The sequence below is a fragment of the Corynebacterium sp. genome, from assembly GCF_030530965.1.
Classification (GTDB): Bacteria; Actinomycetota; Actinomycetes; order Mycobacteriales; family Mycobacteriaceae; genus Corynebacterium.
Genome location: NZ_JAUMTY010000041.1, coordinates 8,128 through 19,890, shown reverse-complemented (window position 1 = coordinate 19,890; position 11,763 = coordinate 8,128). Strand labels below are relative to the sequence as shown.

Here is an 11,763-nt window from a genome sequence, read left to right as displayed (position 1 = left end):
CCTGTGGAGCGTACGAGAATCGAACTCGTGACCTCTTGCTTGCAAAGCAAGTGCTCTACCAATTGAGCTAACGCCCCCTGTGGTTTTCACCACCCGAACCCCACCGAAGTGGTTTTCGTGGTGGGCCTAGGAGGACTTGAACCTCCGACCCCTTCGTTATCAGCGAAGTGCTCTAACCGCCTGAGCTATAGGCCCATGAACCGTGCAGAACTTTACCCACGAAAACGGGGTTTACCAAATCTGCAGGTCACAGTGTAAATAGATCGAATAAAAGTCTGCCCGCTCGGTTGATGTGGTGGCCCGAGTGATGTGCACACAGGCCCCAAATCACACAGGCCCCGATCGCAGGGGCCGGGATCGTTAGTCCCGCACCACCATTTTCACTCCACCAACAGCGCTCATTCGAGCCAACCCGTTGTAAATAGCTGCGGCAACAACGCCCAACAGGGTGCCGATGATGGCTTCGAAGACAGCGAGCGCGATGATCGCAATAATCACCATGCTCGTCGGAACCGAGGTATCTGCTACGTCGTTAAGGGCGTCGTTCATGTTTCCCCATGCCCCCATCCCCGCCAGGAGGCCGAACATGAGAAGGGCAGCGAGTATCCAGACGAGGGCGATGATCGCGCTGACCGCCCCTGAGATCCGGGCAGCTCGGTGGAGATCAATGTGGGTCACCTCCACAACGCGCTCACCCTGAGGCGCGCCGTGCGCGCTGGGGGAGCTAGGGGAACTGGACGCCGGACCAGCCGGGTCGTCGGCTAAGTTGCCTGTCCAGCGCCGCGTGCCCAGATCCTGATCAGCCTGGTTAGCCTGGTTTCCCTCGGGCGTCAGCCCGTGTGGTCCCGGCCCCGTCATTACTTCCCATCCTTAGCGTCGGAGGAGCCGTCACCGTCGGAACCGTCAGCATTGGGGTCGTTCGGGTCCGGTTCGGCCGGATCGGTAGGGGCGTTCCCCTTCTCCGCAGTCTTCGCCGCGTGTTCCTCGCCTTCGTCCTCGACGTTGCGGTCGATGGCGAGCAGCTCAGAGCCCTTGTCCAGGTGGACCAGCCGCACGCCCATCGTCTGCCGCGAGCTGGGCCGGATGTCCTTCACGTTGGACCGGACGACGGAACCGTCGGTAGTGATGCAGAAGATTTCGTCATCTTGGTCGACGACGAGTGCGCCGATCAGCTTGCCGCGCTTCTTGTTGTACTTGAACGTGGCCACGCCGAGCCCGCCGCGTCCCTTCGTCGGGTATTCCTCCATCTTCGTGCGCTTGGCATAGCCGCCGGCAGTGGCGACCATGAGGTAGGAATCCTCACGGACGACGGTCAGCGCCAGCAGCGCATCCTCGCCACGGAAACGCATGCCCTTGACGCCGGCAGTGGCGCGGCCCATCGGGCGCAGCGTGTCGTCGTCGGCAGTAAAGCGCATAGCCTGACCCTCTTCGGAGACAAGCAGGAGGTCGTCGTCGGCGGAGCAGAGCTGTGCGCCGATCAGTGAGTCGCCCTCGTTGAGGTTGATGGCGATTAATCCACCGGACCGCGCCGAGTCATAATCGGTCAGCTTCGACTTCTTCACGCGGCCTTGCTTAGTGGCCAGGACCAGGTAGGGCGCATCTTCGTAGGTCTGCAGCTGGATGACCTGGGCGATGTGTTCGCCAGGCTGGAACTCCAGAAGGTTGGCGACGTGCTGCCCGCGCGCGGTCCGGGACGCCTCGGGCAACTCGTAGGCCTTGAGGCGATACACGCGCCCGAAGTTGGTGAAGAACAAAATCCAGTCGTGCGTCGAGGTCACAAAGAAGTGCCGGACGACGTCGTCCTGCTTGAGCTCAGCCCCGCGGACACCCTTCCCGCCACGCTTCTGGTTGCGGTAGAGATCCACCTTGGTGCGCTTGGCGTACCCGGTCGAGGTGATGGTGGCGACGACGTTTTCGCGCGCGATGAGGTCCTCTTCGGTGACATCGCCGGTGGCCGCGATGATCTGCGTGCGACGGTCGTCACCGTAGTTGTTGACGATCTCCTCGAGCTCGTCGCGCACAATCTGCCGCTGGCGCTCCGGCCGGGCCAGGATATCCTTGAGGTCGGCGATGGTGAGTTCGAGTTCCTTCAACTCGTCGATAATCTTCTGCCGCTCCAGGGCCGCGAGTTGGCGCAGCCGCATCCGCAGAATGGCGTCGGCCTGGAGCTCGTCGATATCCAGGAGGTCCATCAGTCCGGTTCGTGCGATCTCCGGGGTCTGGGATGCGCGAATCAGCGCGATGACTTCGTCGAGCATATCCAGCGCTTTGACCAATCCGCGCAGGATGTGGGCGCGCTTTTCGGCCTCATCCAGGCGGTGCTGGGTGCGTCGAACGATGACGTCGATTTGGTGATCGACGTACAGCCGCAGCAGCTGGTCCAGGCGGAGGGTGCGGGGGACGCCGTCGACAATGGACAGCATGTTCGCGCCGAAGCTGGTCTGCAGTTGGGAGTGCTTGTAGAGGTTGTTGAGCACAACGCGCGGCACGGCGTCGCGTTTCAGTGTGACGACGATGCGCATGCCGACGCGGTCGGAGGATTCGTCGTCGATCTTGGAGATGCCCGCGATCTTCCCGTCGCGCACTTGCTCAGCAATGCTGGAGACAAGGTTATCGGGGTTGACCTGGTAAGGAAGCTCGGTAATGACGATGATGGTGCGCCCGCGTTCCTCCTCAATGGAGGTCACGCCGCGCATTTTGATGGAGCCGCGGCCGGTGGTGTACGCGTCCTTAATACCTTTATCACCGACGATGAGCCCGGCCGTGGGGAAGTCGGGGCCCTTCACGCGTTCCATGACGGCCTCGAGGGTGGTGGCCTCGTCCGCGTCGTAATGGTCGAGGCACCAGAAAATCGCCTGGGCCAGCTCGGTGAGGTTGTGCGGCGGAATATTCGTCGCCATACCGACGGCAATACCGCCGGAACCGTTCATCAGCAGGTTGGGAACACGCGACGGGAGAATCGTCGGCTCGAGTGTTTTGCCGTCATAGTTGGGCTCGAAGTCGACGGTATTTTCGCGGATATCGCGAACCATCTCCATGGCCAGCGGTGTGAGGCGGCACTCTGTATAACGCATGGCGGCGGGACCGTCGTTGCCGCGGGAGCCGAAGTTACCCTGGCCATCAACCAGCGGGTAGCGCATGGACCACGGCTGAGCCATGCGGACCAAGGTGTCATAAATGGCGCTATCGCCGTGGGGGTGGAAGTGGCCCATCGTGTCCGCGACGGGTCGGGCGGACTTGACGTAGCTGCGCTCGGGGCGATAGCCGTTGTCGTACATCGCGTAGATGATGCGGCGGTGGACGGGTTTCATGCCGTCGCGAACCTCGGGGAGAGCACGTCCAACGATGACGCTCATGGCGTAATCGATGTAGCTCGATTGCATTTCTTCTTGGATGTCGATCGGGCTGACGCGATCGAAAAGGTCATTGCCCCCGGTATTTCCGCTGTCATCACTCATGCGCTCTACCTTACCTCACAGGGCGGACATGGGAGCTGTGCGTCGGCCGTGTATGCGTTGCGGATCTTTTCGACGGGGCGCTTCTGTGGGTTTTCTGAGCGGTTTTATCGGGAAGGCCCGTTAGCTGATGGTATCGCGGTGGTATCACTTGACGGCGGCCTAATGGTTGAATAGTGAGTATGGCAATGACCCTACGGCTCACGGACGACCAAGACCGCGCCCTGACGCTGCTGGCAGAGATGACGGGTACTTCGAAGCACGAAGCTGCCGTGCGCGCGATCGTGTCGACGGCGGCGCGGACGGTGGACAATGAAGAAGTGCGGGAGCTGGCCAGGTCTCGAGTTCCCGAATATGCGGAACTCGTTAAGAAGGTCCGGGCTAAGAAGGTTCGACGATGACCGCGCCGGGAGTGGATGGACCGCATGGGGTGGATGATGAACTAAATGCTCGGGCCGGTTTTGGTTCTCGCCCACTAACCGCCGAACAACTCCTTATTATTATCGACGAATTTCGCGCTGTGGCCGGGTCCGGCGTGTACCTCGTGCGCCCGTGGGCGTGTGCGGCGATCGCTGCGGCCGGGCAAGGGCGTATCGGTGGAATACCGACCCACCGAAGTGAAGCGGAGATGCTCCACGCCGTGGAAGAGGCGATTACGCGGCTAAAACCATTGAATAAGGCCAACGGAAAACTAGCTGAGCTAGTGGTTGACATTATGACGATGCGACGCTGATGGGATGGTGTACTTGCTGCTGGCTTTGTGAGCTGCGGCCTTGCGACTCGTGGCCGTTTATTTCCACGAGCGAATGAAATACGCCACGTAGCAGACCGTTGCGATAGCCGAGAATATTGCTGCAGCGCCATTCCCTAAATGCGACTTACTGGTTAGATCAAATATCGCGATGATGACGGGAATCATGACTAGCAGCCCATCCAAGGTGCCTACCTTAGCTCTACCTTTTGCTGCGTTGGCGTGGAAGGTTACCCACGCTGCTAGCAGGACAATAGAGAGCACCACAAAAGCGACTGAAGATATCTGCCCTTTGAGGGAGAGAAATGACACTACCGCTAGCAATAATGTGGAGAACACCCCGGCGAGAATTTCAACAGATGCGGGGGAAGTTGGTTTAGAGGAATTGCTGGCGTCATTAGGTGACATTCGTAGACCTTAGCTGTCGTAGTTATTAACAGGAGTTGTGAAGGTGCGCGCTCAGCGCAAGTGCTCGGATCGCCCTGACCGCACAATTGCGCGTGGACGCTGCGACTATGCGATGCTGATGCGCTGGCTTCCCGCATCGCGGCCAATTTTCAGCCAGACGGCGTACAGCGCGCACGCAATAAACAGCCCAATTCCGGCCGGCAGGATATAGACGTCTAAAAATCCCATCGGACCCACAATGAAGTCGATAATGCCTGCAATAGTGACGGCGCCAGCTAATGCGATCCACACTGAGAGATGCTGGACTTTAAAGAGCATGAGCACGAAGTGGTAAATCATCGCGGGCGCAAATGCTGCGAACACGAATGCAGCTGCTCCGGGGGAGCTCGCTAAGAAAACAAAAGAGATAACAGTAACGATTGCTTCGATTAAGGGGAACTTGAAGAGAAGTTTGGACATGGTCGCGACCTTCCAGATTTATTCTTCGTCGCCGAGTGTTCCGCCCTTGAAAACACTGAAAAACACTTCGGTTAGGTTTAAAATATACACGACAAACCCGTTACTCCGGGCTCGATTAGCCCCCTGAATCCACCAAGAAAAGCCCTGGGCCAGCTGGAGCGTCGTCGTCGATAAGAAACGAGGACTACCCTGAGTCGTGGTAGAGTAGCAGCGTTTGCCGTTGGCCACACTCGGCCGAGCCACGCCCGATGGGGTCCATGCCCAATGGGATTGCCCGACGGGATCTGAGGAGGTTTGTCGGGTGCTGTAGTTAAGGTGGAGCGACGGCAGGGTTTGATTCATTCCGTATAGGAGCACTGGTGCAGCCACTGAGACATTCCGACGCAGACGTTATTACTTCCTCGCGTCGCAGCGAGGCTCCCGATTATGCACGTTTGAATGAGGGTCAACGGTATAAACAACCTGCGGAAGGGCCTCATTACTCCGCCTTGGCGGACGAGGCCAGGGGGTTTGGCCGCGCTCACGCCAAGATCATTCTGTTTGGCGAGCACGCCGTTGTCTTCGGGGAGCCGGCCATCGCGTTCCCGATGCAGTGCTTGACCCTGCGTGCCACGGCTGAGCCGTGTGATGGGGAGTTGTGGCTGACCGCCAACAATTACGACGGTCCTCTTGCCGACGCCCCGACGTTCCTGTCCCCAGTCGGCGCCACGATTAAAGCGTGCCTGGACCTGCTTGAATACCCGCAGTCGGGAATGCACATTTCGTGCCGAGGCAACGTCCCGCCGGCACGCGGGCTCGGCTCCAGCGCAGCGGCGTCGGCAGCGATGGTGGATTCCATCATCGATTTCAGCGGTAAAGACGTTGATTACCACAGTCGTTATGAACTTGTGCAGATCGGGGAGCGCGTCGCTCACGGCAGCGCCAGCGGCCTCGACGCCCACACAGTGCTGAACACCCACCCCGTGCTCTTCCAGGGCGGACGCAGCGAACCCATCACCGTCAGTCTCGGGTCGCCGCTCGTCGTCGCCGATACCGGACAACCAGGCGATACGCTCTCGGCCGTTCGGGGTGTCGACGAACTGCGGCGCACCCACAAGAAGCGTTTCACCAGAAATGTCGACGCCATCCGCCACCACACCGTCGAAGCGCGCATCGATCTCGCTCTCGACGACCGGGCCTCCCTGGGTGAGCGAATGAATGCCGTCCATGAACACCTCGCTGACCTCGGCGTATCCAGTCCTGAGCTTGAAAACCTTATCTCGGCTGCGCGGAATGCGGGGGCGCTCGGCGCGAAGCTTACCGGTGGCGGCCGTGGCGGCTGCATCATCGCGCTATCCAAAGACGAAAACCACGCGATCGCGCTGTCCGACGCACTCCGCGCCGCGGGCGCACGTCGCACATGGCTCATGCACCCCTCGGAGTTTCAACGGTGACCGCCACACACCCCAGCATGGGCGATATCGGACCGATCACGCCTCACACCGCGCGAGCCACTGCCCACCCCAACATCGCGCTGGTCAAGTACTGGGGTAAGCGCAATGCTGACTTAGTTCTACCCGCGACTGGGAGTTTGTCGCTGACACTTGATATCTATCCGACGGATACCGTCGTCAACCCAGATCCGAGTCTGACCAGCGACATTTTCACGCTCAATGGTGAGCCAGCACCTGGCACTCCGACGCACAGGGTCAGTGCGTTTCTTGACTTGGTGCGCAAGCGCAGCGCGGAACAGAACCCCGAACTTGCGCACACGTACGCGCGGGTTAACTCCATCAACTCCGTACCCACCGGCGCAGGGCTAGCATCGTCTGCATCAGGATTCGCCGCCCTCGCCACCGCTGCATCGGAAGCCTACGGACTCCCCGGCGACCCGCGATCACTCTCGCGGCTAGCCCGCCGAGGCTCCGGGTCCGCTACACGATCCATCCTGGGTAACCTCGTCATCTGGCACCCAGGCGACGGTGACGACGAGAACGCCGACCTTACCTCGTACGCGGAAAGCGTTCCCGGCCCCGACCTTGCCATGGTCATCTGCGTCGTCTCGGGCGCGCAAAAAGCCGTGTCCTCCCGCGTCGCCATGGCCGACACCATTCGGACATCGCCCTTCTTCGACGGGTGGGTGAGCAGCACCCAGCGCGACCTCGTCGACATGCAACAAGCGCTGACAGCGGGCGACTACACGCGCGTCGGCGAAATAACCGAATCCAACGCACTCCGCATGCACGCGGCGATTAACGGCAACCGGCCACCCGTCCGCTACCTAGCGCCAACGTCCGTCGCCATTTTCGACGCCATCGCGCAGCTGCGGACCGACGGGCTAGAGGTGTACGGCACCGCGGACGCTGGGCCCAACGTCGTTGCGCTCTGCCAGGCTAAGGACCTCGACGCAACCCATGCAGCCCTCCGCGAACGGTTCCCCGACCTCGAGCTCATTCCTGCTCGCGCTGGGTTGGGCGCTCATCTGACGCCGGTCGGCGAGACCAGCGCCGATGAGCAGAACAGCGAACACGAAGGGCACTCCGCACAGGCTCACGACGCAGCGAACCGTCAGGAGTAACAGCCGTGACACAGACCTCCGTCCACGCCTCGGCACCCGGAAAACTGTACATCGCCGGAGAATACGCCGTCGTCCACCCCGGACACGCCGCGCTACTCATCGCCGTCGACAGGTATGTGCACGTCACGCTCACGCCCACCGGCACCGATGCCGGAACACTACGATCCGACGCGAGCGACCCCACCAAACCCGACGAAGCACCGGTCCGGTGGGAAGCGAGCGCTGACCCGACGGCGTCCGCTCGGTTCCACACCGACGAGACCGGATTTCACAAATACGTTGCGGCCGCAGTCCTCACCGTCGAACGCTGGCGAGCAGAAAAACACCTTCCCACCAGCGGATACGATATCGACATCTCGAGCCACCTTGACGATGCCACCAGCGGCGCGAAATTCGGGCTCGGATCGTCAGCCGCGGTCACCGTCGCGACCGTCGCTGCCGTGGCCCGCCACCATGGGCTACAGCCCACGCCCGAACAGATCTACCGACTCGCGGCCATCGCAACAGTGCGGGTTACGACGAAAACATCAGGTGGCGACGTTGCCGCCAGCGCACTCGGCGGATGGGTCGAATACCACTCGCCGGACCGAACATGGCTGGAAGACCGCGCCTGGGGTGCTGGTTCCCGCACGACAACGATCAGCGACCTGCTGACAGGGGAGTGGCCAGGCTTATCACTCCGCCGCATCACGCCTGCCGCGCCGGGAATCCAACTCAGCGTCGGCTGGACAGGGACTCCCGCCGATACCACCGAGCTCGTTGGGCACGTCGTCAAGAAAACCGCGCTTCCCGACGACCTTCTCCAGCGAAGCGACGAAGCCGTCGATAATCTTGTTGAAGCGCTGACCAGCGACAACGGTGGGCGTGATGCTGATTCGGGCGACGTCAATTCAGGCGACAGGGCAACGTCGGCAACTGGGAACGCCGTCGCACAAGCCCGGCAGGTGTTAGGCGAGATCGCAACGCAACGGGGGGTGGCCATCGAAACTCCAGCGCTGCGGACCTTGATCACCACTGCGCTCGACGAGGGGTGGTGGGCGAAATCGTCAGGAGCAGGCGGGGGCGACTGCGGAATCGCACTCGCCGCGCCGGGCGTCGACGCACACGCACTCCACGAGCAATGGACGGCGGCAGGAATCCGCCCTCTGAACTTGCATGTTTCGCCCACGGGAGCGGACACCGCCCCAGATGACACACCAACGGAAGGAGATGGGAAATGAGTGGCAGCCGGAAAGACGACCACCTGGCCCTAGCCGCCAGGCAACAACGCGAGGCTCACGGCGAACCTCCACAGCCCACCGACGCCACATCCCAAGCTCCCGACAACGCTTCCTCCACATCATCACCCCGCCCTGCCGGGAGTGACTCGACCTATTGCGCGTGGGACGACGTCCGCATCCTCCATCACTCGCTGGCCGGAATAGACCCAGGTCAAGCCGATATTTCCACCACCATCCAGACGGATCGTAGCGGAGCAAACGCGAACGCTGTTACAAACGCGAGCACCGGCGCACACACAGCACAGCCGCTGCATTGGGGACTGCCGTTCTACATCAACGGCATGACCGGCGGATCCGAACTCACCGCAGGAGTCAACCGCGTGCTCGCCGAAACCGCGGCACGCACCGGAATCGCCGTCGCTACCGGCTCCATGTCCATCTACCTGCGCGAACCTGACACCCTCCCCACATTCCGCATCCTCCGCGACCGCAACCCCCACGGCACCGTGTGGGCAAACCTCAGCGCCGACGCCACACCCGACGATGCTGCCCGAGTCGTCGAGGCCCTCCAGGCCGACGCCCTCCAAATCCACGTCAACGCTGTGCAAGAAACCGTCATGCCGGAGGGCTCGCGCGGGTACGCCTCCTGGCCACGCAACATCGAAGCCATCGTTACCGCGCTCGAGGCCACCCACACGCCGGTCATCGTTAAAGAAGTCGGCTTCGGCATGACCCGGAACACACTTCAGCAGCTCCACGACCTGGGCGTATCCATCGCCGACGTCTCCGGCCGCGGAGGAACCAACTTCGCGCGAATCGAAAACGACCGACGATCCGACCGCGATTTCTCCTACTTCACCGGGTTCGGACAATCTGCCGCATTCTCTCTTCTCGACGCGACCACCGCGGACCCCGACACGTTGCCCACGCTCTTCGCTTCAGGCGGAGTTCGACAACCCTACGACGTCTTACGAGGCCTCGCCCTCGGCGCAGACGCCGTGGGCGTCGCCGGAACATTCCTTCACACCGCGTTGAGCACCGGCGTCGGGGACGCCACCCGCTCGCCACAGGAACGCGCCCAAGGAATCGACGCCGCCGTCGACGCCCTGACCAGCCAAATCAACCGGTGGGCGGAGCACCTCCAGGCGCTCTACGAAATGGTCGGTGCAACCAGCACGAGCGACCTGCACAACACCGATGCCCTCATCACCGGGCCCCTGGCGGAGTCGGCTCGCGCGCGTGGGATTGATCTCACCGCCGTCGCCAACCGTCGTCGATAAAAAATAGTGATTGGCACGCATGTTTTAGCCATGCTCCCTCGCGGACAACAATTTAAAAACAATTCACGAATAAGGGCTCAGATAAAGCGCCCGAATAAAAACCACACAAGAAACATAGGAAAAGGAAACGTAATGAGCGACAATTTATATGCGCCTATCCCCATGTCATGGATCGGCCCCGTCCACATCTCAGGCAACGTCGTGTCGGGAGAGACCGCGGAATGGAACGCCGAGGACGGCACACAAAACCAGGAATCCGGCGCCAGCTACGAAGCTATCTCCATCCCCATGGCGACCTACGAAACGCCACTCTGGCCATCCGTCGGCCGCGGTGCAAAAGTATCGCGCTACGTCGAAGGCGGAATCCGCGCCACACTCGTCGACGAGCGAATGACACGATCCGTGTACTTCGAGGCTCCCAACGCCGGAGTCGCTCTTCGTGTGGCCACCGAGCTCGACCGGCGTCGCGATGAGCTGCAGGCCGTCGTCGCTCAGGCATCTCGTTTTGCCAAGCTCATTGACCTGCACGTCCAATACGCCGGAAACCTCCTCTTTGTGCGATTCGAATTCACCACCGGCGATGCCTCCGGCCACAACATGGTCACCCTCGCCTCCGACAACCTCATGCCGTGGATCCTCCAGCAGTACCCAGAACTGCGCTACGGATCCATCTCCGGCAACTATTGCTCCGACAAGAAAGCCACCGCAGTCAACGGCATCCTCGGGCGCGGTAAGAACGTCGTCACTGAAATGCTCATCCCGCGCAACGTCGTCGAAGAACGACTCAAAACGACGCCGGAACAGATCGCGGACCTCAACGTCCGGAAGAACCTGGTTGGGACCACTTTGGCTGGCGGGTTGCGCACCGCGAACGCGCACTATGCCAATATGCTCCTGGGCTTTTACCTGGCAACAGGGCAGGACGCGGCCAACATTGTTGAAGGATCGCAGGGCATCACACATGCCGAAGTGCGTGACGGAGACCTCTACTTCTCATGCAACCTCCCCAACCTCATTGTGGGTACAGTAGGGAACGGCAAAGGCCAGGGCTTGGAGGTTGTCGAAGAAAACTTGCGACGCCTCGGATGCCGTGAAGACCGCCCAGCGGGGGATAACGCACGCCGACTTGCAGTACTGTGTGCGGCATCTGTTTTCTGCGGCGAACTATCACTGCTGGCCGCACAAACGAATCCGGGCGAACTGATGGCCGCCCACGTGAAAATTGAAAGGAAAGGCGAGTGAACACACCCGTGAACACAGCTGTGAACCCCATTGGCATCCATGACATCACCTTCGCCACGGGACACCACAGCTTCGCCCTCGAAACCCTAGCCGACAAACACGGGATCGACGTGGGCAAGTTCCACAAAGGCATCGGCCAAGAAGTCATGAGCCAGCCCGCTGCCGACGAAGACGTCGTCACGATGGCAGCCACCGCCGCCAAGCGGATCATCGACCGGAACGGAACCGACGGAATCCGCACCCTCCTCTTCGCCACCGAATCCGGCGTTGACCAGTCAAAATCCGCCGGGGTGTACGTTCACGGGCTCCTCGGCCTGCCCTCCCAGGTGCGGACCATCGAAATGAAACAGGCGTGCTACTCCGGGGTCGGCGCGCTGCAGGTCGCGCTGGG

General features: G+C 61.2%; 11 protein-coding genes, 2 tRNA genes and 1 pseudogene. 8 read left to right on the top strand and 6 right to left on the bottom strand.

Annotated features, from left to right (window positions below):
• Nucleotides 1-4 precede the first annotated feature (4 nt).
• The 4 genes from Q3981_RS08055 to gyrA form a co-directional block, all read right to left on the bottom strand.
• Nucleotides 5-77, bottom strand: a tRNA-Ala gene (locus Q3981_RS08055).
• A 41-nt stretch (nt 78-118) separates the two neighbouring features.
• Nucleotides 119-195, bottom strand: a tRNA-Ile gene (locus Q3981_RS08050).
• A gap of 165 nt (nt 196-360) precedes the next feature.
• A complete protein-coding gene (locus Q3981_RS08045) occupies nt 361-858 on the bottom strand; it encodes a DUF3566 domain-containing protein (protein WP_303125103.1) in 498 nt (165 codons plus the stop codon).
• Complete coding sequence (gene gyrA, locus Q3981_RS08040; protein WP_303125101.1) at nt 858-3,458, bottom strand: DNA gyrase subunit A; 2,601 nt, start codon at nt 3,456-3,458, stop codon at nt 858-860. The genes Q3981_RS08045 and gyrA overlap by 1 nt, the downstream gene beginning before the upstream one ends.
• 179 nt (nt 3,459-3,637) lie before the next feature.
• On the opposite strand from gyrA, the gene Q3981_RS08035 reads away from it, so the two are divergent.
• Both Q3981_RS08035 and Q3981_RS08030 read left to right on the top strand, forming a co-directional pair.
• Nucleotides 3,638-3,856: a CopG family transcriptional regulator gene (locus tag Q3981_RS08035; protein ID WP_296138675.1), complete on the top strand. Its 219-nt coding sequence runs from the start codon at nt 3,638-3,640 to the stop codon at nt 3,854-3,856.
• Complete coding sequence (locus Q3981_RS08030) at nt 3,853-4,188, top strand: hypothetical protein (protein ID WP_303125098.1); 336 nt, start codon at nt 3,853-3,855, stop codon at nt 4,186-4,188. Before Q3981_RS08035 ends, Q3981_RS08030 begins: the two co-directional genes overlap by 4 nt.
• A 57-nt stretch (nt 4,189-4,245) precedes the next feature.
• Here the strand turns inward: Q3981_RS08030 and Q3981_RS08025 are convergent, their stop codons facing one another.
• Together Q3981_RS08025 and Q3981_RS08020 are read right to left on the bottom strand one after the other, a co-directional pair.
• Nucleotides 4,246-4,614 (bottom strand): hypothetical protein, encoded by a 369-nt coding sequence (locus Q3981_RS08025; protein WP_303125096.1) that lies wholly within the window; start codon nt 4,612-4,614, stop codon nt 4,246-4,248.
• Between the two features lie 105 nt (nt 4,615-4,719).
• On the bottom strand, nt 4,720-5,073 hold the full coding sequence (locus tag Q3981_RS08020; RefSeq protein WP_303125094.1) for a hypothetical protein: 354 nt from the start codon (nt 5,071-5,073) through the stop codon (nt 4,720-4,722).
• Between the two features lie 359 nt (nt 5,074-5,432).
• Here Q3981_RS08020 and mvk point away from each other — a divergent pair, with 359 nt between their 5' ends.
• The 6 genes and pseudogenes from mvk to Q3981_RS07990 all read left to right on the top strand — a co-directional run.
• Nucleotides 5,433-6,506, top strand: coding sequence for a mevalonate kinase (gene mvk, locus Q3981_RS08015; RefSeq protein ID WP_012730714.1), 1,074 nt, complete (start codon nt 5,433-5,435; stop codon nt 6,504-6,506).
• Between the two features lie 17 nt (nt 6,507-6,523).
• Entirely contained in the window at nt 6,524-7,630 is a 1,107-nt protein-coding gene (gene mvaD, locus Q3981_RS08010; RefSeq protein ID WP_303125091.1) for a diphosphomevalonate decarboxylase, read from the top strand.
• 5 nt (nt 7,631-7,635) lie between these two features.
• Nucleotides 7,636-8,850: a phosphomevalonate kinase gene (locus Q3981_RS08005; RefSeq protein ID WP_303125089.1), complete on the top strand. Its 1,215-nt coding sequence runs from the start codon at nt 7,636-7,638 to the stop codon at nt 8,848-8,850.
• On the top strand, nt 8,847-10,130 hold the full coding sequence (locus Q3981_RS08000) for an alpha-hydroxy-acid oxidizing protein (RefSeq protein WP_303125087.1): 1,284 nt from the start codon (nt 8,847-8,849) through the stop codon (nt 10,128-10,130). Before Q3981_RS08005 ends, Q3981_RS08000 begins: the two co-directional genes overlap by 4 nt.
• A 132-nt stretch (nt 10,131-10,262) precedes the next feature.
• A complete protein-coding gene (locus tag Q3981_RS07995) occupies nt 10,263-11,372 on the top strand; it encodes a hydroxymethylglutaryl-CoA reductase (protein ID WP_303125082.1) in 1,110 nt (369 codons plus the stop codon).
• A pseudogene (locus Q3981_RS07990) lies at nt 11,369-11,763 on the top strand (hydroxymethylglutaryl-CoA synthase); the annotation flags it as partial. The gene Q3981_RS07995 and the pseudogene Q3981_RS07990, both read left to right, overlap by 4 nt.